General features: G+C 57.5%; 25 protein-coding genes. 8 read left to right on the top strand and 17 right to left on the bottom strand.

The genetic code is table 11. The features are described 5' to 3' along the window. Window positions 1–7: 7 nt before the first annotated feature. The 4 genes from AC2FIR_RS05710 to purC form a co-directional block, all read right to left on the bottom strand. Window positions 8–1762: a sensor histidine kinase gene (locus tag AC2FIR_RS05710; RefSeq protein ID WP_496762018.1), complete on the bottom strand. Its 1755-nt coding sequence runs from the start codon at window positions 1760–1762 to the stop codon at window positions 8–10. Between the two features lie 60 nt (window positions 1763–1822). Beyond that, window positions 1823–2491: a phosphoribosylformylglycinamidine synthase subunit PurQ gene (gene purQ / locus AC2FIR_RS05705; protein ID WP_496744168.1), complete on the bottom strand. Its 669-nt coding sequence runs from the start codon at window positions 2489–2491 to the stop codon at window positions 1823–1825. A 32-nt stretch (window positions 2492–2523) separates the two neighbouring features. Further along, window positions 2524–2754, bottom strand: coding sequence for a phosphoribosylformylglycinamidine synthase subunit PurS (gene purS, locus AC2FIR_RS05700; protein ID WP_170616903.1), 231 nt, complete (start codon window positions 2752–2754; stop codon window positions 2524–2526). A gap of 253 nt (window positions 2755–3007) precedes the next feature. After that, window positions 3008–3763 (bottom strand): phosphoribosylaminoimidazolesuccinocarboxamide synthase, encoded by a 756-nt coding sequence (purC, locus tag AC2FIR_RS05695; protein WP_170616901.1) that lies wholly within the window; start codon window positions 3761–3763, stop codon window positions 3008–3010. A 187-nt stretch (window positions 3764–3950) separates the two neighbouring features. Between purC and AC2FIR_RS05690 the strand changes: the two genes are divergently transcribed. Further along, the gene (locus AC2FIR_RS05690) at window positions 3951–4271 is read left to right on the top strand and encodes a DUF1476 domain-containing protein (protein WP_170616899.1); all 321 of its coding nucleotides are present in this window, start codon (window positions 3951–3953) and stop codon (window positions 4269–4271) included. Between the two features lie 122 nt (window positions 4272–4393). Beyond that, window positions 4394–5410, top strand: a complete 1017-nt coding sequence (gene bmt / locus AC2FIR_RS05685; RefSeq protein ID WP_480811518.1) for a betaine--homocysteine S-methyltransferase — start codon at window positions 4394–4396, stop codon at window positions 5408–5410. A 3-nt stretch (window positions 5411–5413) separates the two neighbouring features. On the opposite strand, the gene AC2FIR_RS05680 is transcribed toward bmt, so the two are convergent. The 10 genes from AC2FIR_RS05680 to AC2FIR_RS05635 all read right to left on the bottom strand — a co-directional run bounded on the left by AC2FIR_RS05680 (window position 5414) and on the right by AC2FIR_RS05635 (window position 16859). Continuing rightward, window positions 5414–6190, bottom strand: coding sequence for an enoyl-CoA hydratase-related protein (locus tag AC2FIR_RS05680; RefSeq protein WP_496744170.1), 777 nt, complete (start codon window positions 6188–6190; stop codon window positions 5414–5416). A gap of 72 nt (window positions 6191–6262) precedes the next feature. Further along, a complete protein-coding gene (locus AC2FIR_RS05675; protein ID WP_480910420.1) occupies window positions 6263–6718 on the bottom strand; it encodes a cytochrome c-type biogenesis protein in 456 nt (151 codons plus the stop codon). Continuing rightward, on the bottom strand, window positions 6715–8679 hold the full coding sequence (locus AC2FIR_RS05670) for a heme lyase CcmF/NrfE family subunit (RefSeq protein WP_496744218.1): 1965 nt from the start codon (window positions 8677–8679) through the stop codon (window positions 6715–6717). The genes AC2FIR_RS05675 and AC2FIR_RS05670 overlap by 4 nt, the downstream gene beginning before the upstream one ends. A gap of 75 nt (window positions 8680–8754) precedes the next feature. Beyond that, complete coding sequence (locus AC2FIR_RS05665; RefSeq protein ID WP_170619003.1) at window positions 8755–9333, bottom strand: holin family protein; 579 nt, start codon at window positions 9331–9333, stop codon at window positions 8755–8757. Further along, window positions 9324–9935, bottom strand: coding sequence for a holin-associated N-acetylmuramidase (locus AC2FIR_RS05660; protein ID WP_170676969.1), 612 nt, complete (start codon window positions 9933–9935; stop codon window positions 9324–9326). Before AC2FIR_RS05660 ends, AC2FIR_RS05665 begins: the two co-directional genes overlap by 10 nt. A 152-nt stretch (window positions 9936–10087) precedes the next feature. Beyond that, window positions 10088–10534 carry a cytochrome c maturation protein CcmE gene (gene ccmE / locus AC2FIR_RS05655; protein WP_170619004.1) on the bottom strand — a complete coding sequence of 149 codons (447 nt, stop codon included), beginning with the start codon at window positions 10532–10534 and terminating at the stop codon, window positions 10088–10090. A gap of 7 nt (window positions 10535–10541) precedes the next feature. Further along, on the bottom strand, window positions 10542–11570 hold the full coding sequence (gene argC, locus AC2FIR_RS05650) for an N-acetyl-gamma-glutamyl-phosphate reductase (protein WP_170616885.1): 1029 nt from the start codon (window positions 11568–11570) through the stop codon (window positions 10542–10544). A gap of 94 nt (window positions 11571–11664) precedes the next feature. Next, window positions 11665–12474, bottom strand: coding sequence for a glutamate racemase (locus AC2FIR_RS05645; protein ID WP_496744173.1), 810 nt, complete (start codon window positions 12472–12474; stop codon window positions 11665–11667). Between the two features lie 8 nt (window positions 12475–12482). Then, window positions 12483–13361 carry a lysophospholipid acyltransferase family protein gene (locus tag AC2FIR_RS05640; RefSeq protein ID WP_496744175.1) on the bottom strand — a complete coding sequence of 293 codons (879 nt, stop codon included), beginning with the start codon at window positions 13359–13361 and terminating at the stop codon, window positions 12483–12485. Between the two features lie 78 nt (window positions 13362–13439). After that, a complete protein-coding gene (locus AC2FIR_RS05635; RefSeq protein ID WP_496744177.1) occupies window positions 13440–16859 on the bottom strand; it encodes an indolepyruvate ferredoxin oxidoreductase family protein in 3420 nt (1139 codons plus the stop codon). A 169-nt stretch (window positions 16860–17028) separates the two neighbouring features. On the opposite strand from AC2FIR_RS05635, the gene AC2FIR_RS05630 reads away from it, so the two are divergent. The 6 genes from AC2FIR_RS05630 to grxD all read left to right on the top strand — a co-directional run bounded on the left by AC2FIR_RS05630 (window position 17029) and on the right by grxD (window position 23913). After that, window positions 17029–17934 (top strand): LysR family transcriptional regulator, encoded by a 906-nt coding sequence (locus AC2FIR_RS05630; protein WP_170616877.1) that lies wholly within the window; start codon window positions 17029–17031, stop codon window positions 17932–17934. A 277-nt stretch (window positions 17935–18211) separates the two neighbouring features. Then, window positions 18212–20473, top strand: coding sequence for a mechanosensitive ion channel family protein (locus AC2FIR_RS05625; protein WP_496744179.1), 2262 nt, complete (start codon window positions 18212–18214; stop codon window positions 20471–20473). 215 nt (window positions 20474–20688) lie between these two features. Further along, the gene (gene purL / locus AC2FIR_RS05620; protein WP_496744181.1) at window positions 20689–22848 is read left to right on the top strand and encodes a phosphoribosylformylglycinamidine synthase subunit PurL; all 2160 of its coding nucleotides are present in this window, start codon (window positions 20689–20691) and stop codon (window positions 22846–22848) included. A gap of 143 nt (window positions 22849–22991) precedes the next feature. Continuing rightward, window positions 22992–23228 (top strand): BolA/IbaG family iron-sulfur metabolism protein, encoded by a 237-nt coding sequence (locus AC2FIR_RS05615; protein ID WP_170676953.1) that lies wholly within the window; start codon window positions 22992–22994, stop codon window positions 23226–23228. Between the two features lie 45 nt (window positions 23229–23273). Further along, a complete protein-coding gene (locus tag AC2FIR_RS05610) occupies window positions 23274–23564 on the top strand; it encodes a hypothetical protein (RefSeq protein WP_480523940.1) in 291 nt (96 codons plus the stop codon). After that, window positions 23551–23913 carry a Grx4 family monothiol glutaredoxin gene (gene grxD, locus AC2FIR_RS05605; protein ID WP_496744183.1) on the top strand — a complete coding sequence of 121 codons (363 nt, stop codon included), beginning with the start codon at window positions 23551–23553 and terminating at the stop codon, window positions 23911–23913. Before AC2FIR_RS05610 ends, grxD begins: the two co-directional genes overlap by 14 nt. Before the next feature lie 7 nt (window positions 23914–23920). Here the strand turns inward: grxD and AC2FIR_RS05600 are convergent, their stop codons facing one another. From AC2FIR_RS05600 to AC2FIR_RS05590, 3 genes are read right to left on the bottom strand one after another with little or no spacing between them, the layout of a single operon-like run. After that, window positions 23921–24262, bottom strand: coding sequence for an MliC family protein (locus AC2FIR_RS05600; protein WP_496762015.1), 342 nt, complete (start codon window positions 24260–24262; stop codon window positions 23921–23923). A gap of 2 nt (window positions 24263–24264) precedes the next feature. After that, window positions 24265–24660, bottom strand: a complete 396-nt coding sequence (locus AC2FIR_RS05595) for a cell division protein ZapA (RefSeq protein WP_170616863.1) — start codon at window positions 24658–24660, stop codon at window positions 24265–24267. Next, window positions 24660–25457, bottom strand: coding sequence for a coiled-coil domain-containing protein (locus AC2FIR_RS05590; protein WP_480910395.1), 798 nt, complete (start codon window positions 25455–25457; stop codon window positions 24660–24662). The genes AC2FIR_RS05595 and AC2FIR_RS05590 overlap by 1 nt, the downstream gene beginning before the upstream one ends. Between the last annotated feature and the right edge of the window lie 226 nt (window positions 25458–25683).

The raw sequence follows: 25683 nt of genomic DNA, 5'->3' as shown, positions 1-25683 counted from the left end.
TTCCTCGTTATTCAGCGGCCTCAAGGCCGTCGCTTCCAAGTATCGGCAGCTGCATCTCGAAAACTGCACCACCGTGCTGTCCGTTGCGTGCGGTCAGCCGTCCGCCATGGTCGTTCACGATCCCCGACGAGATGGCAAGCCCCAGTCCAACACCGTCACCCGGCTGCTTGGTGGTGTAGAACGGTTCAAACAGGTTCTCGATATCTTCTATACCATACCCGTTGTCGCGCACCGTCAGTACCGCAGTATCGCCCGCCGCAAGGATAATTTCCACATCCGGGTCTGCCACCGATTTGGTGGCGTCCAGCGCGTTCCGCAAGAGGTTGACCATCACCTGTTCAATTCGCATCCGGTCACCCATCACGACCACTGGCTCCTCGGGAAGAATTTGTGTGATCTTCACCTGCCGCTGGCGCAGTTGCGGCTCCATCATCGACAGGGACGAGGCCAGCGCTTCTCCAAGATTTACAGGGGAAAACGCGTCCGCTCCCTTGCGTGCATATGACTTGAGCTGCCGCGTGATCGCACCCATCCGTTCGATCAATCCGTCAATGCGGCCAAAGCTTGCAAGCGCTTCTTCCGGGCGGTTGCGGCGCAACAAAAGACGCGCGCCGGCCAGATAGGTTTTCATGGCGGCCAGCGGCTGGTTCAACTCGTGACTGACGGCGGCCGACATCTCACCCAAAGCGGCAAGTTTCGAGCTTTGGGCCAGCGTTTGTTCGGCCACTTCCAGTGACTTTTCAACCCGTTCCCGCTCAGCGATTTCCCGCTGCAACCTTGCGTTCAATGCGCGAAGCTCTGCCGACTCGCGCTGAATCGATACCATCCGAACGGCCGCGCGTCGGCTGAGCGCATAGAAGGCCAGCGCCAGAAGAATCGCAAAGCCCATGATCTCCAGCGCCAAAACGCTGTTCACCTTCTCCCGGATCGAGGAATAAGTCGTGAAGGACGTCATCTGCCAGCCACGGAACGGAATTCGGGTCTCTATCCGCATCACAGCCTCACCTTGCAGATAGGCATCGGGCGGAAGGACCGTCCAGTCAGTGGTCGCGCGTATAGCAAGCTGAATCGCGCCCTGCGGAGGCTGGCGCAGCATTGCGGCCTTTTCGTCCAGTCCCCGCCATTGCGGTTCGGTTGAAAGAATGATGGTGCCGGTGCTGTCCACGACCATGACAGCATCGGAGATCCCGGCCCAGGCGCGTTCAAATTTTTGCAGGTCGACCTCGACAACGATCACGCCCAGGGTCTCGGTTCCGGCTTCCATGCGACGGGAGTAGACAAAGCTGTAGCCGCCCGATTCCCGTTCGATCACGGTAAAGATCGTCGAGTTCGATCGCGCCGCATCGACAAAATACGGCGAGTTTCGATGCAACTCACCCAGACGGTTGCGGTCCGTGGCGGCGACCGAGCGACCATCACGGTCCAGCAGCATCAGCGAGGCCGCGCCGATCTCTTCAACGAAGGAAATCAGGCGTTGGGTCGAAAGGGAAAAATCGCCCGACTGCAATGCAGCGATCAATGTCGGGTCGCGCGCCAGCAACTGCGGAACGATCGAATTTCTGCGCAGCTCGCTCAGCAGGTTTCCGGAATACAGGGTCAACCGCAACTCAGCCCGGTTGCGGGTGGATTCGGTAAACCTGTCTGTCAGTAAACGGTTCGTGACCCACACGGTGGCTGCGGCGGCCACCAGCAAAACGATAACCGCAACCCGCAACCGCCATCCAAGCGGCGCGCCGCGAAGCGGTTTTGCGATTTTGGGCATGTTCGTGGGCGCGTCGGAGCTCATACGTGAAATTTACGCGTCCGGCGTTGCGACCTCAAGTCACGCTGGTGCCAAAACCCCGGACAATGCGCGGAACAACGCCGTTCCGTCGGTGCCGCCGTGCCCTTCGTCCGCTGCCCGCTCGGGATGGGGCATCATTCCGAGAACGCGACGGTTTTCCGAAAGAATGCCCGCAATATCGCCGACCGACCCGTTCGGGTTCTCGGCATAGGTGAACGCAATGCGGTCATGCTCTCGCAGGGTCGATAATGTTGCGTCATCAGCGAAGTAATTTCCATCGTGATGAGCAATCGGAATTCCGATCACATCCCCCGAATTGTAGCCTTGCGTAAACGCGCTGTCGCTGGTTTCGACCTTCAAGCCGACTGTGCGGCAGATGTATTTCAACCCGGCATTGCGCAGAAGCGCCCCGGGCAGAATGCCGGTTTCGGTCAGAATCTGGAATCCATTGCAAACGCCAATGGCGTAACCACCACGCTTGGTGTGGTCAACAACGGCCTTGCAGATCGGCGACTGGGCAGCAATTGCACCGCAACGCAGGTAGTCGCCGTAAGAAAATCCGCCGGGCACACCGACAATGTCGACACCCTCGGGCAATGTGGCATCCTTGTGCCAGACCATGTGGACCTGGAAACCCGCCTGTTCAAAAGCAACTGCAAGGTCCCGATCGCAATTGGATCCGGGGAATACGATTACGGCTGCGCGCATGGCCGACCCTCCTTGATTAGATCCGAGAAAGCTCAGACCAGTTCGATTTCGTAGCGTTCGATGACCGTGTTAGCCAACAGCTTTTCGCACATCTCGGTGATGTCCGCCTCGGTCGCGCCGTCTGCAAGTTCCAGATCGATCACCTTGCCCTGACGCACGCCCTGGACCTGATCAAAGCCCATGGCACCCAATGCATGACGCACCGCTTCGCCCTGAGGGTCCAGAACCCCGTTCTTGAGCATGACATGCACCCGTGCTTTCATTTTCGAAACTCCACCTGTGGGGCGAAGGTCCAGGCCCCATTTCGTTGCGCGGGGGATAGCGCGGTTGTGGGCGCTGGACAACCCTTCTTGGCGGCTACGGGGTATGCAGTTTGACGCAGAGGCATCTGTCACCTTTCAAAACAACCCCAGACATGCTCCAACACGCCGGATTGGCAAATGCCGAACTGAACAAAGAAAAAGCGCCCCCTCAACCGAGGCAGCGCTTTGTTCCAAATCGAACAGACCTGTTAGGTCAGTTGATCAATGTCGGCTTGGTCACGTTACTTTTGGGCAGAACGCCCAAGCGCCGGGCGACCTCGGAGTAGGCGTCGGTCAAATTGCCCAGATCGCGCCGGAACACGTCTTTGTCGAGCTTTTGTCCGGTTTCGATGTCCCACAGTCGGCAGCTATCCGGGCTGATTTCATCCGCCACGAGCAAACGCTGAAAATCACCTTCGAAGACGCGGCCTATCTCGATCTTGAAGTCGATCAGGCGGATACCCACAGCCAGCATCACACCGCTCATGAAATCGTTCACGCGCAGCGCCAGGCTAAGGATATCTTCCATATCCTGCTGGCTAGCCCAGCCAAAGGCCGCAATGTGTTCTTCCGAAACCAGCGGATCGCCGAGCGAGTCATCCTTGTAGCAGTACTCGATGATCGGACGCGGCAACTGTGTCCCTTCGGCGATGCCCAAACGCTTGGACAGCGAGCCTGCGGCATAGTTGCGAACGATCACTTCCAACGGCACAATCTCGCAGCTGCGCACAAGCTGCTCGCGCATGTTCAGACGGCGAATGAAATGGTTCGGCACGCCAATCTGGGTCAGGCCGGTCATGAAAAACTCGCTCAGACGGTTGTTCAACACGCCTTTTCCGTCAATGACGTCTTTCTTTTCGGCGTTGAAAGCCGTGGCGTCATCCTTGAAATACTGAACGATTGTGCCCGGTTCCGGGCCTTCATACAGGATCTTGGCCTTGCCTTCATAGATTTTCTTGCGACGCGCCATGTGCGACCTTTCCAGTCTGCTGAGCGGGAATGAGTCCCCTCACGTTGGCGTTCTCATAGTCCAAGCCCCCCTTTCTCGCAAGTTCGTCAACCCGAGAGGCTTTGACGCAGCGCAAATCCCTTGCGTCCGCAACGTGCAATAGTCATATCATGAAGACAGAATTCGAAACTCAAGGGGTCCCCGACAAATGACCACATTTGACGAACGTGAAGCCGCGTTTGAAAACAAATTCGCGCATGATGAAAAAATGCAGTTCATCGCCAGAATGCGCCGGAACCGCTTTATGGCCGTTTGGGCATCCACGCTTAAGGGTGAGACGGTAGAACAAGCCCGCAAATACGGTCAGGAACTGGTGCACACAGATCTTCAAAACGTAAGCGAAGACGACGTTGTCGACGCCGTCAAAGGATATCTGGGCGACCTTGCCGACGAAAAGACCATCCGCGTAAAGATGGCTGAGTTGTTGGTGGAAGCCAAAGAGCAGGTCATGGCGGAAGTAAACATCTGACCTCCAAAATACAAAGCTCATGATCTTCATGAGTTTTATGAATTTGATTTGACGCCCCGGTCGTGAGACACGGGGTGTCTCAATTTTTAACGGTCGAATGCACCTTTATTCGGACGACTCGCATGACAAACGCGCTTAGCACACTTTTGGAAACCAAGGATGCCATTCTGGCGGACGGGGCAACCGGCACCAATCTGTTCAATATGGGACTGCAATCGGGCGACGCGCCGGAATTGTGGAATGTGGACGCACCGGACAAGATCAGGGCGCTGTACCAGGGATCCGTTGATGCCGGCAGCGATCTGTTTCTGACCAACACTTTTGGCGGAACGGCCTCGCGTCTGAAACTGCACGATGCACAGGATCGCGTTGCAGAACTGAACCGAATCGGCGCCGAACTGGGTCGCGAAGTCGCCGACAAGGCAGGTCGCACGGTGATCGTGGCCGGGTCGGTCGGTCCTACCGGCGAAATCATGGAGCCGGTCGGCAGCCTGTCACACGCAGATGCCGTCGAAATGTTTCATGAACAGGCCGAAGCGCTAAAAGCAGGCGGCGTCGACGTTCTCTGGCTGGAAACCATCAGCGCGCCCGAGGAATTCCGGGCCGCAGCAGAAGCATTCGCGCTGGCTGACATGCCCTGGTGCGGGACCATGAGCTTTGACACCGCGGGCCGCACCATGATGGGCGTTACATCCGCCGATTTTGCCTCGCTGGTTGAAACGTTGCCCAATCCGCCTGTGGCTTTCGGCGCCAATTGCGGGACCGGGGCGTCGGATATCCTTCGCACGGTGCTGGGTTTTGCGGCACAGGGAACAGAACGGCCTGTGATCTCGAAAGGGAATGCGGGCATACCGAAATATGTCAATGGTCACATCCACTATGACGGAACGCCCGAGTTGATGGGCCAGTACGCGGCCATGGCACGTGACGCGGGGGCGACTATTATTGGCGGTTGTTGCGGCACGATGCCTGAGCATCTTCGTAAGATGCGCGAGGCGCTGGACACAACCGCACCGGGTGATCGACCGACACTGGATCAGATAACGGGCGCACTGGGTCCATTCTCATCAGCCTCTGACGGCACTGACGAGGATGCGGCAGTCCCGGACCGCCGCGCGCGCCGTCGACGCCGGGCTTGAGCTTCAGCGCCCCTCGAATTTCGGGGGGCGTTTTTCAATGAATGCAACGACGCCTTCGGCAAAATCGCGGGTGCGGCTGCAATCTCCCTGCAAATGAGCCTCGGTCGTCAATTGCTGCGTCAGGGATTTGCCGTAAGTTCCGCGAATTGCCTTCTTCATCGCAGCAAACGCAGCGGTTGGCCCACTGGCCAGATAAGACGCCCGCTTGCGCCAGTGCGCGTCAAACTCTGCATCACTGACGGATTCCCAGATCAGCCCCCAATCATCGGCTTGACGCGCGGTGATCTTGTCCGCGAACAGCGCCGCGCCCATCGCTTTGGCCATCCCCATCTGACGCGGCATGAACCATGTACCGCCGGCATCCGGCAACAACCCGATCCGCGCGAATGCCTGTAAAAAATAAGCGCTTTCAGCCGCAATCACGACATCCGCGCACAAAGCCAGATTGGCCCCCGCACCGGCGGCTGCCCCGTTTACCGCGGCGATTGTCGGAACCGGGCAATCGTGGATCGTTTCCAGCATCGGTTCGTATTCGTCGCGCAAAGATCTTTCCAGGTCGATCTTGCCAGTGCTCGAAGCATCCCCAAGATCCTGCCCCGAGCAAAACGCGTTGCCAGCTCCGGTTATCACGATCGCCCTGGCGCGACGGGCCGCATGTTTCATCGCATGCATGATCTCGGCCCGCATTTGCGTGGTCAGTGCGTTCATCTTTTCCGGCCGGTTCAGCGTAAGAACCGCCAGATCGTCCGCAATGTCCAGAAGGACCGTTTCATATTCCATGGTTTCCTCCCAAACTCAGAACCCTGGGTGAACCTGATGGATAAATGCGGGAAGGAAAAGCTAAACCGAACGTCAGTCTTCGAGAATTTGGCGCAGACGCTCTTTCTCGTTCTCGCTCAGGGCGTCTGCTTCGGACGCGCCCTGCCCTTGTGACCGCTTACGCAAAAAGTTCCAGCCCATTCCGGCGGCAATCAGCAGCATTATGGGACCGGCCAGCCAAAGCATCAGGTTTGACCCGGTCACTTTCGGCTTCAAAAGAACATATTCGCCGTAACGGTCAACGATATAGGCCACAGCCTCTTCGTCGCTGTCCCCGGCCACCAGCCGCTCACGCAACAACAGGCGCAAATCGCGCGCCAGTTCGGCATTGCTTTCATCAATGCTTTCATTTCGGCAGACAAGGCAGCGCAAACCGGTGCTGATGTCGCGTGCCCGCGCTTCGAGTGCCGGGTCATCCAACACTTCATCCGGTTGAACAGCCATCAACGGGGAGGCAATCAGCATCAGGATCAGAGCCAGACGTCTCATTCCGCAGGTACTCCGCCAGCCGGGGACTTGCGGGCACCGGCAGCCACACGAAAACGACGATCAGACAGGCTGAGAACTCCGCCAAGCGACATCAGAATACACCCGCCCCAGATCCAGTTCGCCAGTGGTTTGATATAGGTCCGCATGACCCAACCGCCATCGGCCTGTTGGTCGCCGATCACGACATACACATCCCGCAGGAAACGATAGTCGATCGCCGCTTCGGTCGTGGGCATCCGCGCCACGGGATAATCGCGTTTTTCCGGATGCAGCGTGGCGATGGGTCGCCCGCTCTTTTCAACAATTACATCCGCCATGGTCGAGAAGTAGTTCGGCCCCTGTACCCGGCGCACATCATTCAGGATCAGGGTGAATTGCCCGACTTCAAATGGCTGGCCCGGTTGCGCAACACGTATGTCTTCGACCTCCCACGCGGTCAGGCCTGCAATGGCAAATATCGTTACCCCCAACCCTGTATGAGCGACCGCCTTGCCCCAATCCGCACCGGGAAGACGCACCAGGCGGTTCAAGTTGTTTTTGCGGCCCGTGCGGCTCCACAAATCCACGGTTGCACCGAATGTGATCCATGCGCCAAGGAACAGACCAACCGGCCCCAAAGCGCTGCGTCCTGTCTGCATCGCCCAGACCAGCAACGCCAGCGCAAGCGCCAGCAGAAACGCGTAGCGCAGCGACCAGGCCGTTTTGCCAAGCTTGCCCCGTTTCCAGGGCAGCATGGCACCAACGGGCAACGCAATGCCCAACGCGACCATGAAGGGCGTAAAGGCCGCATTGAAGAAAGGCGCCCCAACAGAAAGCTTCCGATCAAAGGCCATTTCCGCCACCATCGGCCACATGGTTCCCACAAACACGACAAAACAGCTAACAGCCAGAAGGATGTTGTTCAGTATCAACGCGCTTTCGCGGCTGACCATACCAAACACACCCTTCGCCTCCATGGCCTGTGCGCGGGTGGCAAACAGGGTCAGCGAACCGCCGATGAAGAAAATCAGAATAAGCAGGATGAACACGCCCCGCTCCGGGTCGTTCGCAAAAGCGTGAACCGAGGTCAGCAGGCCGGACCGTACGATGAAGGTTCCGATCAGCGAAAATCCGAAGGCTATAATGGCCAACAGGATCGTCCAGCTTTTGAGGGATTCGCGCTTTTCCACAACAATCGCCGAGTGCAGCAATGCGGCAGCCAGCAGCCACGGCATGAACGAGGCATTTTCTACCGGATCCCAAAACCAGAAACCACCCCAGCCCAGTTCATAGTAGGCCCACCATGACCCCAGCGCGATGCCGATCGTCAGAAACACCCAGGCCGCCAATGTCCATGGCCGGACCCAACGCCCCCATGCCGCATCGATTCTGCCCTCGATGAGGGCTGCAACGGCAAAGCTGAAGGCCATGCTCAGCCCGACATACCCCAGATACAGGAACGGCGGGTGGAACGCGAGGCCGGGATCCTGCAGCAGCGGGTTCAGGTCGCGGCCGTCAAACGGCGCGATGACCAACCTGTCAAACGGGTTCGAAGTGAACAGAATAAAGGCGAAAAACGCGACAGCAATGGCCGATTGAACCGCCAGCACGCGCGCCTTGAGCGTTGGTGGCAGACCACCCCCGAAGAACGCGGCCATGGCACCGAAAATGGTAACAATCAGCACCCACAACAGCATCGAACCTTCGTGGTTCCCCCAGGTGCCGCTGATCTTGTACAGCATCGGCTTGGCGGAATGACTGTTCTCTACCACGATACGCAGCGAAAAGTCCGACGTGATGAAGGCCCACGTCAACGCACCAAATGAAAACGCGGTTAGCAAGAACTGAGAGATCGCAGCCGGTTCCGCAAACGCCATCCAGCCGGTCCATCGTTTTGCAGCACCGATCAAGGGCACCACGCTTTGAACGATGGCGACAAAAAAGGCGAGGATCAGGGCAAAGTGGCCAAGTTCTGTAATCATGGCCAACGATATAAACCTGTCGCGGGGCAAGCACCAACAACAATCGCCAGGATTTGGCGCACATAGTGTCGCGGGTCAGTCACCGCGCAGGCGCTTCCAGTCCTCCAACGCGCGGTTTTCGTCAAGGTCGACGGCCGCCTCGACCTCGGGTTGGTCCGCTCCGGCGTCTACATGCGTCGGCATATCCTTGTCCAACGTTTGCAGGGTTCTGAGATTCTCGACGACGACAGGAACCCGTGTCATACCGGCGGCAATTTCCCGTTGCAGATCCTGCACTTTGCTGTGGTGACGCGCGCCAAAATAAAAGGAAACGATTACCCCCAACAGCCACCACAAAGGTTCAGGTACAAGCGCAATCCCCTGCATGCGGGCCGCAAACCAGATCGGGTCGACCATGGCCGCCACAAACAATCCCAACGTCCCCAAGGCCAGCGCCGGTCGCGGAACTCGGTTCAACCCATCCATAAACCGATCGAATGCACCTTTTTGCACTTTGTGAAACTCAGCGCCGAACTGAGACATCGCCTGCCCCTGGACTGTTATGGAGCGCTCAGCTGCCGCATCGGCGTTCTCGTGGAAAACTTCGACTGTTTCCCGCACAAGATTTCGCCCGCCCCCGAACAGAAATGCCAATACGCCCGAAATCAGTCCCATCGTGCAACTCTCCTTTGAAATTCCGCGTCGCTTAGGTGGTAGTCGGTTGAAAGGAATTCTTCCGCCCGTCGAATCCAGCCCCCTTTTCCCCCAGACCGGGTGCGCGCATATTTGCGGGACTCAGGACGCCGATCTGCCAGTTGAAAGTAGTAGTTTCGTCGGGCGACACCGTACGCGTCACACAGCGCCGCCGCATCAGGCATCGCCGCTTCCCGGCAAGCTTCTGCCGTCTGCGGACCAACCACGCCATCCACCGTGACCGCGAAACCCATTTGCACCAACAACCGTTGCAGGATTCGGACGGCATGCGCACCGGCATTTACGTACATGTCAAAAACAGTCGCGTGCAGCATTTCTGGCAACAACCCAAGGCGGGGTTCCTCGAAATAGTATTGCAGAAAGATCTCAACTGCCTGATTTCGCGACAATGCACGCACGTCAGCGTGCGAAATCTCTCCGTCTCCGGTCAGGTCCAATCCCAACCGCCGCAGCGTGCTGATTGTAACACCGAACTTCGTGGGTCCGCCGGGGTCATCCGGATCATCCACATACCCGCCTTCCCGTGCCACTATGCCCCTGGCGATTTGCCGAACCGTCTGCATGCCGACCTCATTTCAACTATCAGGTCAGACGGTCAGTCAAAGGCATTAACAACGCGCAAAAAGAAAGGGCGCTGCATGTCCGTCACATGCAACACCCTACTTCATTTTGTTCAAGGTTACGCTGCCGCCGGAGGCATGCGGATCAGCTGAGGTCAGCTCTCATCGGCCTCTTTGTAGACCCCTTGTTCTTTCAGGGCATCCACGACCTCTTTCGGCATATAGGTCTCATCGTGTTTTGCCAGTATTTCAGTGGCTTCAAAGACACCGTTCACGTAACTTCCGGTTCCCACCATACCCTGATTTTCCGAAAACAGGTCCGGCAGTACACCCGTGAATGCAACTTTGACGGTTTCGCCGCCGTCTGTGACGCTGAAATAGACCGTCTCGCCCTGTCCGCGAATGATTGACCCTTCTTCGACCAGCCCGCCAATCCGGAATACTTCGGTCGGTTTGGGAGGTTCCGCGATGACCTGACTTGGCGAGCGGAAAAAGTTGATGCCGTCCCGCATGGCGTACCCAATCAACGCCGTCGACAATGCCAGGGCAACAGCTGCCAGCAAAATGATCTGTACACGACGGCGTTTCTTGAGCGTTTTCATCTTTTCCTCACGGGAACAACGGGGCCATCATCAGCCCGGCGGTTTCATTTTCACCTAACATCAGGTTGGCGTTCTGCAAGGCTTGGCCACTGCTACCTTTTGTCAGGTTATCAAGTGCCGCGACCACAATCGCGCGACGTTCAATCCGATCTGCAACCACGCCGATATGGCAGAAGTTTGACCCCCTAACATGGTGGGTCGAAGGCGTTTCACCAAAGGGAAGCACCTGCAGAAACGGCTCTGCTTCATAGGCCTTGCTCAGTGTTTCATAAATGCTGTGCGGATCGCCCTTCACATAGGTCGTTGCCAAAATCCCCCGATTGGCGGGGATCAGATGCGGTGTGAACTGCACATGCACGGTCCGCCCCGCCAGTTTCGAGAACTCCTGATCGAACTCCCCCAGGTGACGGTGCGTCCCGCCTACGGCATAGGCGTTGTACCCTTCACTGAGCTCTGCGTGCAAAAGGTTTTCTTTCAACGACCGACCCGCCCCTGAAACGGCGCATTTCAGGTCGAGAATGATGTCATCGAGATCAACCACACCCGCTGTTATCAGCGGCCGCAATGCGTATTGTCCGGTCGCCGCGTTGCAACCTGTGCCAGCAACCAGTCGCGCAGCCCGGATTTCATCGCGGTAGAATTCGGTCAAGCCATAAACAGCCTCTTCCTGCTGTTCCAATGCAGCGTGCGGGTTGCCGTACCACTTCTCGTACTCCGCCGGGTCGCGCAGGCGGAAATCGGCGGACAGGTCGATAATCTTCAGGTTTTTCGGCAGATCACGGATTATTTCCTGGCTGGTTTTGTGCGGCAATGCGCAGAAACACAGGTCAATCTGCGAGAAATCAATTTCCGAAATCTTGCACAGATCCGGCAGGTTCATATGCCGCAGATGTGGGAAAACCTGCGCCATGGGCTGCCCAGCCTTCCGTTCAGCGGCCAGAGCGGTGATTTCCATATTCGGGTGCTCGGCGATCAGCCGCACCAGTTCCGCACCGGTATAGCCGGAAGCGCCAAGAATTGCGATTTTGTGGGTCATGTCAGACCTCTTGCATGAGTGTGTCACATATCACGACCGCCGATGTGACGGTCATCGGATTAAGGAATGGGGGTCCGGGCGTCCTTGACCTAAGTCAGGCCGCCTCAAATGTGATTTGTCGTCGGAGAAACTGAGTGGCCCGATCGCTGACAATGCCCGGTTTGCCGGTCGTCAGAAACCCGCCCCCGCCCGAGCCAAGCATTTTCGGATGGCGTTGCAGGTAATCCGCAAGGCTTTCCGCCACCAGATCTCCCTGACTGAACACTTGAACATCCGGACCAAGCGCCTGCTGAAACGTTTCGGCTATCAAAGGGTAATGTGTGCACCCCAGAATGGCGGCCTGTGGTTCGGGCATCTTCCGCTTCAGGGCATCCACGTGGCTGCGCACCAGCGCTTCGGCCAGAATCATGTCGCCATCTTCGATCGCGTCAACAACACCGCCACATGCCTGCGCCTCGACATCTACACCGATGGCCCGAAAGGCCAGTTCCCGCTGAAACGCGCGACTTGAAACGGTGGCCGGGGTCGCAAACAGCGCGACGTGCTTCACGGCGACCTCTCGCGGGGGCGAGTTGTCGCCCCATTGGCGTTCCGTTAAGGCCTCGATCAGCGGCACAAAGACGCCGAGAACCCGCTTGCCATCGGGCACGCCCTCTTCCTGCATCCGCCGCAACGCAGCCGCGCTGGCGGTGTTGCAGGCGAGAATCACCAGATCACAGCCCTTTGCCCACAGGTCATGTACTGCCTTGCGGGTCAGCTGATAGATATCCTCGGCATCGCGCACACCGTACGGTGCGTGCGAACTGTCTGCGAAATACAGGAAATCCACGTCCGGCAGACGTTTCCGCGCGGCGTCCAGCACAGTCAACCCGCCCAGACCAGAATCAAATATACCTACTGCCATTTGCCCCTTCAGGCGCGATGCCGTTCCTCGAATTCATATCCGTAGTCATAGGACTTTAACGGTTTCGGAGACAGCTCATACGTCGCTTTGCGCAAGAAATCCATCATCTTGCGCGTGTCCTTGCCCAAAGGGTCCAGAACATCCCGGCCAATGGGCTCACCGATGACCACCTTAACCGGCGTGTCGACCCGCTTCTTGAACTCTTTGATCAGTAACCCCATGCGCAGCGTATTGTGGAAATGACTGGCAATCTGAAACAGGCGTGAGGTGTGCCCGTCAAAAAAAACCGGTACAACCGTTGCATTCGATTTCGCAACCATTCGGGCCGTAAAACCGCGCCAGCCCGGATCCATCGGGTGCGAGAACGGTTTGGCTCCGGTGCTGACCGTTCCGCCCGGGAAGATTCCGATGGCACCGTCACTACCCAAATAATCCAAGGTCGTCTTCCGCGTTTCGAGGTTTAGCCTCATCGCCTCCTTCGTATTATCGAACGAAATTGGCAGGATGATACGATTCAGATCCTCGGCCTTTGTGAATACATGATTGGCCAATATCCGAAAATCTCCGCGCGTCTGAGACAGGATGTGGCCCATCATCAGACCATCCAGAATTCCGTACGGATGATTTGCAATCAGGATCAGGGGCCCGTCAGCGGGTATGTTCGACAAAGATCCGGCGACGATATCCAGTGACAATCCGTACCGCTCGACCATAACCGCCCAGAAATCCCGGCCGTTGGCGACTTCGCGCTCGTACCCATCCGCCCGTTTGATCAGACGCAAACGCCCGGTCGTATTCTCCATAAGCTTGATGACCATCTTCCCGCCTCTGGTCTCGGCGGAATAGGCATAGGAAATGTCACGGGCGACATGACGGCGCGAAGGCATGCGACACTCCGGTCTGTTTCACGCAATCTAGGTGCAGGTGAGCCTTTTGCACAGATGCCGTTACAGGATTATGACATGTCATTCGGCCGCGGCACGCATCTCGGGACCGCCGTCGCGGATGATCGCCAGCAATTCCTCGCGCTTTTTGGCTGCTTTGGCTTCGTTCTCCCTCAGAACAGGTCCAAATCCGCGAATCTCCAGCGGAAGCCGCGCAAGGGCCGCAAATGCGTCACGTGTTTCAGCCGTGATCAATGGCGTGATCTCACGCAGGTCGGATTCGTACTGACGGATCAATGCACGTTCCATCTTGCGTTCGGCACTGTAACCAAAAATGTCGAAGGGTGTACCGCGCAGGAATTTCAGTTTGGACAGAAGCTTCATCGGTGCAAGCAACCATTCCCCAAAAGCACGCTTGCGCGGTCGCCCGTTCGGTCCGGTCCCTCCCATTATCGGTGGCGCCAGATGAAAGGTCATCTTGAAGTCGCCGTCGAACTCGGACTTTGCCTGCTCCCGGCTATCCAGGAGAAGGCGAGCAACCTCATATTCGTCCTTGTAGGACAGCAGTTTGTGATAGCCCTTAGCCACAGCCTCGCGAACCGAGGCGTCCTCGAAAGCGTCAACCACCTTGCGGTAGCGTTTTGCCAGACGATTGCCCTGATATTTCTTCAGATGATCGGTCCTGAAGTCGATCATCTGCTCCAGCGATTTGGGCAACTCTGCAACGGACGGCGACAGTATCGCTTCGACTTCCTGGGAATGCAGAACTGCCCACCGGCCAATATCAAAGGCGCGTTTGTTGCGTTCGACCGCAGTGCCGTTCAGTTCGATGGCTTGCAGTACGGCCTGATGTGAAACCGGCAGCAGACCCTTTTGCCAGGCAGCACCAAGGACCATCATGTTTGAATAGATCGAATCTCCCATGACAGCGCGCGCCAGCTCGGTTGCATCGAACATCGAAACGCCGTCCTTCAATCGCGCCTGCAGCGCCAGTTCCAGCCGGTCGCTGGGGATCTGGAAATCGGTGTCCCGGGTGAAGTCGCCGGTGATCGTTTCATGGCTATTGACCACCGCGCCGGTTTGGCCGGTTCTGGTCAGACCCAGTGTTTTGGCCCCGGCAGACACGACCAGATCGCCGCCAATCAGCGCATGTGCTTCGCCGGTCGCGACACGGATGGCGCTGATGTCTTCGGGACGGTTGGCCAACCGGCAATGGATGTGCACCGCACCGCCTTTTTGTGCCAAACCCGCCATTTCCATCATGCCAGCACCCTTGCCGTCGATCTGGGCAGCCTGAGCCAGAATGGCACCCAGCGTCACAACCCCGGTGCCGCCAACGCCAGTGATGACAACGTTATGAGTTCCATCAATACGCGGAAGTTCAGGCATAGGCAGATCGGGCAAGTCGATCTCGGTCGTGGCTTCCTTTCGGATCTGAGCGCCTTCCAACGTCACGAATGAAGGGCAAAACCCGTTGAGGCAGGAAAAATCCTTGTTGCAGCTGGACTGATCAATGGCGCGCTTGCGACCAAGTTCCGTGTTCTTCGGAACGATCGAGACACAGTTCGACTGAACACCGCAATCCCCGCAGCCTTCGCAAATGTCAGTGTTGATGAACACCCGCTTGTCCGGGTCAGGAAATGTTCCGCGCTTGCGGCGGCGGCGTTTTTCGGCGGCGCACGTCTGCACGTAGACAATGACCGACACACCCTCGATCTCGCGGAAACGCTCCTGCACCTGCATAAGTTCGGCGCGCTCGAAGGTTTCGACATTCGCAGGCAGCGCCTTGAAGTTCACGTCTTCCTTTTCGTCATAGACAACAGCCACGGTCTGAACGCCCATTGCCTTGACCTCGGCGACAATACGTTCGGCCGTCAGGCCGCCCTCATTGTCCTGACCACCAGTCATGGCAACTGCATCGTTGAACAGGATCTTGAAGGTAATGTTCGTCCCCGCCGACAATGCCGCCCGGATCGCCTGAACGCCCGAGTGGTTGTAAGTTCCGTCCCCAAGGTTCTGGAACACATGCTTGGTGGTCGAAAACGGCGCTTCCCCAATCCAGTTTGCGCCTTCACCACCCATCTGAGTGAACCCTGTCGTCTCACGATCCATCCACTGAACCATGTAGTGACAGCCGATACCGGCATAAGCGCGGCTTCCCGTCGGCACGCGGGTCGAACTGTTGTGCGGGCAACCCGAACAGAAATATGGCAGGCGCGTCGCGATTTCCTGGGCGTTGTCGGCCCTGCGGGCTTCGGACAGTTTTGCCAGCCCGGCGCGAACGCCGTCTGTATCGTGCCCCTCTTCGATCAGGATCTCACCGATTTTCTCGGCGATCATGATCGGATCCAGCGCGCCGCGTGTCGGGAACAGTTCTTCACGGTGCAAGGTGCCGGCACCGCCCTTGTACCAGCCATAGACACGGCGGCCGCGGCGATCGTCGAAAATGGCCTCTTTGACTTGAACCTCGATCAGCTTGCGCTTTTCCTCGACAATCACGATCAGATCCAGGCCTTCAGCCCAGTCATGGAACCCAACCATGTCCAGCGGGAAGGTCTGCCCCACCTTGTAGGTGGTAATGCCCAGCCGCTCGGCCTCGTTTGCGTCGATGTTCAGCAGAGACATGGCATGGGTCAGGTCGAGCCAGTTTTTGCCCGCCGCAACAAACCCGATTTTCGCGCCCGGCTTACCCCAGATACGCTTGTCCAGTTTGTTGGCATGAGAGAAGGTTTCCGCCGCAAAACGCTTGAAGTCGATAATGCGCCCTTCCTGCAGGTGAGGCGTGTCGCCCAAACGGATGTTCAACCCGCCCTCGGGCATGTCGAACTCGGGCATCACCAGCCCCATGCGATCCGGGCTGCCGTCCACGACGGAAGTCACCTCGATCGTATCTTTCATCGTCTTCAAGCCAACCCAAACGCCGGCAAAACGGCTGAGCGCAAAGCCGTAGATACCGTAATCCAGGATCTCCTGAACACCTGCTGGGCTGACCACAGGCATGTACATGTCGACCAGAGACCATTCCGACTGGTGCAACACGGTCGAGCTCTCACCGGTGTGATCGTCGCCCATTGCCATCAGCACACCGCCATGGCGCGCGGTTCCGGCCATATTCGCATGCCGCATCACGTCACCAGACCGGTCCACGCCCGGACCCTTGCCGTACCACAACCCGAACACGCCGTCGTACCTGCCATCTCCACGCAACCCGGCCTGCTGGCTGCCCCACAGGGCTGTTGCCGCCAGATCCTCGTTCAGACCGAACTGAAAGGTGACATCGCTTTCCGAAAGCTCTTTTTGCGCTCGCATCATCTGCTGATCGACCGCGCCAAGCGGCGAACCGCGATAGCCCGTCACCAGTCCGGCGGTGTTCAAACCCGCCTTCTGGTCGCGCGCTTTTTGCATCAGCATCAGCCGAACAAGCGCCTGCGTTCCGTTCAGAAGAACGGGATTTCTGGTCAGATCAAAGCGGTCATTCAGCGTAATCTTAGGCTCGCTCATCGGACGCCTCCCCTCGTCAGATCAGGTTGCTAACATAACACATATTTTAGGTCATAATTTCTGACCTGTATAGACGCTATCCTCTGAATTGTAACGATTTCACAGTTTGAATGTAGAACTTGTTACCTATTTCATATAGGGCTTCCTTAGGATAACGAAAGTTGCGGCGATGGACTGGGACAAGCTTAGGATATTTCACGCTGTTGCAGACGCGGGCAGCCTGACGCACGCCGGAGACAAGCTTAACCTGTCACAATCGGCCGTCAGCCGCCAAATCCGCGCGCTGGAAGAATCACTCGATGCCACCTTGTTTCATCGCCATGCCCGGGGTCTGATTCTGACCGAACAGGGCGAATTGCTGTTCGATGCGACCTCGGCCATGTCCAAACGGCTGGACGCTGCCGCCGCGCGCATCCGCGATAGTGAAGAAGAAGTGTTTGGGGTTCTTCGAGTAACAACCACTTTCGGTTTCGGAACCCTTTGGCTGGCCCCTAGGCTGCCGAAATTATATGAACAATATCCCGACCTGAACATCGACCTGATGTTGGAAGAACGGGTTCTGGACCTTCCCATGCGCGAGGCCGATGTTGCCATCCGTATGAAAGAACCCAGCCAGGCGGATCTTGTACGAAAACGCCTTATGACCGTCCAAATGCAGCTTTATGCAACCAAGGAATACCTGGACACACATCCCTCACCTGCAACGATTGAGGAAATCTCCAATCACCGGCTAATTTGCCAGACCCCCGCCGCGCCGCAGGTCGGCGCCAGCGCAGCAATGGTCAGGCATTTAATGACGCACAACCCCAGCTCCCTGCTGACGGTCAACAACTACTTCGGGGTTTTACAAGGTGTACTGCATAACCTTGGCATCGGTGTTTTGCCCGACTATGTCACGCAGAACTTTCCGCATCTGATTTCTATCCTGGCAGATATCGAAAGCGCCGAAGTTCCGGTCTATCTCGCATACCCCGAGGAATTGCGTCACTCGAAACGTGTCGCTGCCTTCCGGGATTTCGTTCAGGATGAGATCATCGAACAGCGGAAACAGTTGAAGAGGCTGGGAAAACTGTAGCTATGCACATTTGGCATAGCGGGCATGAGCAGCAAACAGCCTAATAAATCTTGAACGAAAGAAAACCGCACACTAAATGAGCACTCGAAGGCGGTGATGCTGAAACGCTCATCATCTTCATACCTCCCTGTTGGACTACGGCCGAGCTTATTGCTCGGCCTTTTTTTTTGGCCCGAAAGCCAAGCCCTCTGAAAACAAGCCAATTTTTCTGGGAATCGTTCCACACTCCCTCTATGCTGCCGGAAAACAAAAATTTTCTACTTTCGAGGGAAATCTCATGTTCAATCTGCTTCGCCTAATGCTGGCGATGATCGTATCCGTGTTTATTGTGGGTACGGCGCTGGCTCAGGAGTCTGACACAGGCTCATCCTCTACGGTGGCGGCCCCGGTCGTTCCTGATGACCTGAGCCCCGAGCAGGTGGACGATTTGGTTGCGCGCATGTCTGACGATCAGGTGCGCGCCCTTTTGTTAGAGCGGTTGGATGCCGTAGCCGAGAAGAGGGCCAAGGAGGCAGAAGGACAGGAAGACCCGCTGACCGAAATCAACGAAATATGGGCGGCGATGGTTGCCTCATGGACTAATGTTCTGACGACACTTCCAAACATTTTCAGCGCGCAGGTTAAAGCATTTAGCAACTTTTCCGAAACTCTCGGATCGACCGGTGTGCTTACTTTGATCGGGCTGGTCGCAAGCGTTCTGGTTGTGGGATTCATAGCTGAAAAGTTGTTCGATATTTTAACCAGAAGATGGCACAAACACACCGAAGTCGGGGATGAGGCCGACCTTTGGGGTGCCGTGAGCTTTTTGTTCCGCCGGTTTTGCCGCGAGATCGCCGGGTTGATTGTTTTTTATATCGTCATCCGGACTCTGGGCCGGATCCTTTTGACACCCGAGCAGCTCAAATTTGCGGGCCCTTTCGTATTCTATCTTATCTGGATCCCGCGATTGGGCGCGGCGGCGTCGCGGTTCATTATGGCACCAAACAACCCAAAATTCAGACTGGTCAACATTGACGATCACTGGGCAAAATACCTGCATCGGAATCTGATTGGTTTGCTGATCCTGATTGGGGTTACGCTGTTCGTTGTCCGCTTTAATGGTTTGAACGGTATCACTCCCGGCGATACCCGCATCGGTTTCTGGCTAAATAGCGCTATTCATATCTACATTGGCGTGATCGCCTGGACCGCGCGCGAGGGCCTGTCGCAGATGATGCTGGGCACCGATCCGGATCACACAAAATTCGATGAAGAAGTCGCGCAATATTATCCGTACTTCGCAATCGGCGTTTCGGCGGTGACCTGGCTGCTGGTCGAGTACCTTGCCGCACAGCGCGACCCGGCAATCCTGGCGCTGTTGGTCAAAGGCCCGCATTTCACGACTATGTTCTGGTTGCTGATTGCACCCGCCCTCGACACTCTGATCCGTGGATTGGTGCGCCATCTGCAACCGCCGATGTCCGGCGAAGGCCCGCTTGCCGAACGCGCTTATCGGTCGACCAAGCGCAGCTATATCCGCATCGGCCGTGTTCTGGCAGGCCTGTTTGTCGTGATGATGATTGCGCAGGCATGGCAGTTGGATTTGCGGCATGTCGCTTCCGCTGGCATCGGCGCCGAAGTTGGTGGGGCCGTGATCGAGTTTCTGCTGATTATTGCCGTCGGTTATATCATGAACGAGGTCGTCTCGCTTTGGATCAACCGTCGTCTGGCCAAAGAACAGACAGCCGCCGAAGCTTTGGACGAAGAAGCCGGTGGCGAAGGCGGCGGTGCGGGCGGCTCGCGTCTGGCGACCGTTCTGCCATTGCTGCGCATCACCGCGCAGGTGACGATTGCCGTCATCTTCGGCCTGCTGGCGCTCGGGGCACTGGGCGTCAACATCACGCCGCTCCTCGCCGGTGCCGGTGTTCTCGGCCTGGCCATCGGCTTTGGTGCGCAGAAGCTGGTTGCCGACATTGTCGGCGGCATCTTCTTCCTGATCGATGACGCCTTCCGCGTTGGTGAATACGTGGATGTGGGCGGCACTATGGGAACCGTCGAAAAGATCTCGATCCGTTCGATGCAATTGCGCCACCACCGCGGGCCGGTTCACACGATCCCTTATGGTGAAATTCAGAAGCTGACGAATTTCAGCCGTGACTGGGTCATCATGAAACTGAAGTTCACGGTGCCATTCGACACTGACCCCAACAAGGTCAAGAAGATCTTCAAGAAGATCGGGGCCGATATGATGGCGGACGAAACTCACAAGGAAGGTTTCTTGCAGCCCTTCAAATCTCAGGGTGTGTTCGACTTTGACGATGTCGGGATGATCATCCGAGGCAAGTTCATGGCCAAACCGGGCAAGCAGTTCACGCTGCGCAAGGAAATCTTCAACCGGGTCAAGGCTGCCTTCAACGAAAACGGAATCGACTTTGCCCGCCGCGAAGTCCGTGTTGCGATCCCCGGCCTGGAAGAGGCGGAAACCCTGACCGAAGAGCAAAAGGCCGCAGTTGGCGCCGCCGCTGCTGACTCGTTGAACAAGCAGCAAGGTGGTGCTTGATAAGCTCTGCGCGCGGTAGCTGCCCTAGCTGTCGGGTTTTGGACCAAATTCTTGAAGAACCGGCGCACCGCGCCGGTTCTTTTTTGCCCGGGTAATTGCTCTCCTCCTAGCTTTCGGCCCGGTTCTTGCGCCCTGCGCGGTCTTGACCCTTCCCACGGGCGCGCCCATGGCCTAAAAGGCGCGCAATCTCGGCCATCTCGGACACAGGACAAACCATGCAAGAGCCCGCCATCACCCCGGATCTGATTGCAGCACACGGGTTGAAACCCGAAGAATACGACATGATCCTGGAGATCATCGGGCGCGAGCCGACATTTACCGAGCTTGGCATCTTTTCGGCCATGTGGAACGAACACTGTTCCTACAAGTCCTCGAAGAAATGGCTGCGCACGCTGCCCACCTCGGGGCCTCAGGTCATTTGCGGCCCTGGTGAGAATGCGGGCGTGGTGGATATCGGCGACGGTCAGGCCGTCGTCTTCAAAATGGAAAGCCACAACCACCCCTCGTATATCGAGCCCTACCAAGGGGCGGCGACCGGCGTGGGTGGCATTCTGCGCGATGTATTCACCATGGGTGCGCGTCCCATTGCGTCGATGAACGCACTGTCCTTTGGAGAGCCGGGCCACCACAAGACACGCCAACTGGTCAACGGCGTGGTTGAAGGGATTGGCGGCTACGGCAACTGTTTCGGTGTGCCCTGTGTGGGCGGCGAAGTCCGTTTTCACCCTGCCTATAACGGCAACTGCCTTGTGAACGCGTTCGCCGCCGGCCTCGCTGACAGCGACAAGATCTTCTATTCTGCCGCATCGGGCGTCGGTATGCCTGTCGTTTATCTGGGAGCCAAAACCGGCCGCGATGGCGTTGGCGGTGCGACAATGGCTTCGGCTGAATTCGATGACACCATCGAAGAAAAACGCCCCACCGTGCAGGTTGGTGACCCCTTCACCGAAAAGCGTCTGATGGAAGCAACGCTGGAATTGATGCAGACCGGCGCGGTGATTTCGATCCAGGACATGGGCGCGGCCGGTCTGACCTGTTCGGCTGTTGAAATGGGCGACAAGGGCGGCCTTGGTGTGCGTCTGGATCTGGAAAACGTGCCTCAGCGCGAAGAAGACATGACCGCATATGAAATGATGCTGTCGGAATCCCAGGAACGGATGCTGATGGTCCTCAAGCCGGAACTTGAGGCCGAAGCTCGTGCAGTATTCGAAAAATGGGATCTGGATTTCGCAATCGTTGGTGAAACGATTGCCGAAGACCGCTTCCTGATTATGCACAATGGCGAAGTCAAAGCTGACCTTGTCCTGTCGAAACTGTCCTCGACCGCACCGGAATATGACCGCCCGTGGGAGCCGACGCCCGAGGCCGAGGAACTGGCCGACGTGCCACAGATCGATCCGATCGACGGATTGAAGGCCCTGCTGTCCTCTCCCAACTACGCGGGCAAGCAATGGGTTTATGAACAGTACGACACCATGGTGATGGCGGATTCCACCCGCACACCGGGATTGGGCGCTGGCATGGTTCGCGTTCATGGCACTGACAAGGTATTGGCCTTCACCTCGGACGTTACCCCGCGCTATGTGCGCGCCAACCCGGTTGAAGGCGGCAAGCAGGCCGTGGCCGAAGCCTATCGCAACCTGACAGCCGTCGGGGCCAAGCCGCTGGCCACGACCGACAACCTGAATTTCGGCAACCCGGAAAAGCCCGAGATCATGGGCCAGTTTGTCGGCGCCATTCAGGGCATCGGCGAAGCCGTTGGCGCGCTGGATATGCCGATCGTGTCCGGCAACGTGTCGCTTTACAACGAAACAGATGGTCAGGCGATCCTGCCGACCCCGACCATAGGCGCGGTGGGTCTGCTGCTGCATTCTGACGAGATCATCGGCAACGAAGTCCGCGAGGGGCATGTAGCGCTGGTCATCGGCGAAACCAAAGGTCATCTGGGTCAGTCCGCCCTGCTGGCCGAGGTGTTCAACCGCGAGGACGGTGATGCGCCCCATGTCGATCTGGCGGCCGAGGCCCGCAACGGAGATTTCATCCGCACCAACCGCAACATGATCAAGGCGTGTACCGATCTGGCCGACGGCGGCCTTTCTCTGGCCGCTTTCGAGCTGGCCGAAGCGTCTGGTGTCGGCGTTCAGTTGGACGAGGCATCGACCGCGTTCCTGTTCGGTGAAGATCAGGCCCGTTATCTGGTCGCCTGCAACTTCGATCAGGCCGAGGCGCTGATGATCGCCGCCGGTCAGGCCGGTGTCCCTCTGGTCTCGGTTGGCAGGTTCACGGGCGATGCTGTCAGGATCGGAAGTTCGGAAGCGCCGCTGTCGGAACTGGCGGAAATCTTCCGTGGCAGCTTTGCCGCTGCGGTGGCCTGACGCCCACCCTGCATACATCCCAAACTCAGAAATCCTGCGCGCGCGACCGGGCGCGGGATTTGTAAACGTGGTCGCCCCGAGGCACCTTGCACGCCCCTGCGCATCGCTCTACATCTTGGGAAAGACCTTCAGGAGTAACCTTTATGCCGATGAGCGCCCACGAAATCGAACACCTGCTGCGCGAAGCCTTTCCGGATGCGAAGATTCAGGTTGGCGGGCATGATGGTGTTCATATGTCTGCCATGGTCGTTGACGAAAGCTTTCGCGGAAAGAACAGAGTGCAGCAACAGCGCGCAGTCTACGCCGCGTTGAAAGGCAAAATGGACGGCCCGGATGGCGAGCTACACGCGCTGGCTTTGACTACAAAAATTCCGGAATGATCAGACCCGGCGTCATCACTCGCAAACCCCAGCGGAGGCCTGAAAATGAGTGATCTGATGCTTGGCGTTTGCATTGTAGTTGGATTGATTGTTGCCGCAGCGCTGATTGAAGCCTATTTGAAGCGCAACAAGAAACGCTCGCTGGCCGATATGCGTCCTGATCCGGGCGAAATCAGCCAGGTGGGCGGAATAGAGAGATACGGGCTGGATCCGTTGTCTTTGGCGCAGGCCGAGCATCGGCGGCTCGAAGCGGAAGGATGGGGTCCAGAGGCCCCACAAAACGAAACAACCGCCCCGGATGCGGGTGAAGAGGACAAGCAAGATGAGCGACGTTAAGACCCAGATCGACGAAACCGTCAAAGCCAACGACGTGGTGCTGTACATGAAAGGCACCAGGGAAATGCCGCAGTGCGGATTTTCGTCCCGCGTGGCCGGTGTCCTGAACTACATGGGTGTGGAATATACTGACGTGAACGTTCTGGCCGACGAAGAAGTGCGTCAGGGCATCAAGGACTATTCCGACTGGCCGACCGTGCCGCAGCTTTTCGTCAAAGGCGAGTTCGTGGGCGGCTGTGACATCGTTACAGAAATGACCCTGTCGGGTGAACTGGACACGCTGTTTGACGAAAACGGCGTCGGCTACAACAAGGAAGCAGCCGACAAAATCCGCGAAGCAAACGCCTGATCGGCGCTTACCGGCTGCTGCATTCCTTATAAATGACCTGCTCACTGGCGGCGCTTCCTGCCGCCAGATAGCTGATCGAAGCGTTCCAGCCCTTGGAACGCAGAATATACGTTCCCTCTGTCCCCAGAGACTCGTAGCGAATCCCAGATCCGCTTTCGACTTGGCGCATGGCGACCAGAGTGTTGTCGACCATGACCGCCGCAGCACCTGATCCATCGGTCGAATTAAAGTAGCTCACATGCAGCGGCACTTCGTTTTCGCAGGTGAAAGTCACTGATAATATGTCGATCCCGGCCATAGCGGCCGATCCTGATATCAGCAGTCCAAAGCATGCCAGATTGCGCAGCATTCTCATCCCGCGGACTTCTCTTCCAGCATTGACGCCAGCGCTTCGGCCCGCGCAGCCAGTTCTCCCAAGGTGTCGGTCACCGATGGCGGCACGACTGCCACTTCAACACGCTCGGGTTCCGGCGGTGGTGCATTTCGCAGCGTCTCTAGCTCCGCTTGGAACTCGGCGAGCTTTGCCTCAAGGGATTTGACCTTTTCTTCGGTTCCGGCGGTTTTGTCCGCCAGCATCAGGCCAGCCATCAGCAGCATTCGTGATTCCGGCATGCGCCCGATCTGGTCCGACAGAACCTGAGCCTCGTCGTCCAGCATTTGGGCCGCTGCCTGCAGAAATTGCTCTTCACCCTCCTGGCACGAGACGTCAAAACCACGACCACCGATATGAATGGTTACTTCGGGCATCACTCCACCTCACCTTCTGCCAGCTTTGCCTGTGACAACAAAGGTTCCAGCCGTGCCAGAACCGCATGCGCCTCAGCTGCATCCGTCGCCTGAGCGGCACGCGTTGCTTCCAACTCGGCAACTGTGGCGCGGTTCAGCATCTCCGCATCCGGCAGACCGTCCTGCACGGCGGCGCGCAACTCATCAACCGAACGCCGCAACTGTTCGTTGGCTTTGCGCATGCGCTGCAGGTCGTCATCCAACCGCGACATCGCGGCCCCATGGCTTGACCGTTCCGCCCTCAGCATTTCCAGTTCGGCGTTAAGTTCTTCCAGACGCTCGGTGTCGGCGATCTCTGACAGCAGCCGGGCATTTTCGGCCTCAAGCTCCTGCAGCTTTCCACTCAATGCGCTTAACCGAGTGTTTTCGGCCTTCAGCGCCTCCAGTTCCTCACGGTTGTCCAGCGCAGCCTTGGCGTCGGCAAGCTCTGCCCGCGCAGCTTCAACCGAGGCCAGCCTGTCATTGGCATCGGCAAGTTGTTGGCGCAGTGCCGTTTTCTCGGCGTCATCAACAGGAACGTTGCGCAAAGCCTCCATATCGGCGCGCATCGCGTCGACTTCATGTTCGTGACGTTCTTTCAGAGATTTCAGCCGCTCTTCCAACTGCGCATTCGCCACACGCTCGTCCTCAAGCGCGACGCGCAGTTCGTCATCTGCGCCTTCTTTGGCTGGTGCTGTGTCCTGAATGGCCGCTACACCCGCGCCAATCCGCTCCATCGCGGCGGTCAGGCGACGCTGTAGTTCTTCGATCTGGCTCATGCCCCTGTCACCTCATTTTCAAGGTTTGTTATCTCTCGGGTTTGTCCGAATCAATGCAAACCACTTCTGTGCCTAGTCTAACGGATTGTTCCGGAAAATACCCACTGTTTGCTTTCAACGACTTGGATCGTCTTCTTGAGGCGGCCACCTCATGGAATGCCCGGTTCCACTTGAACTTTGGGGGCTGAGTGTTATTGAGCGCGCAACCTGCCTGTAACCCAAAGGA

This window comes from Ruegeria sp. CDSB136, from assembly GCF_059610965.1.
This window is presented reverse-complemented; position numbering and strand designations above follow the sequence as displayed.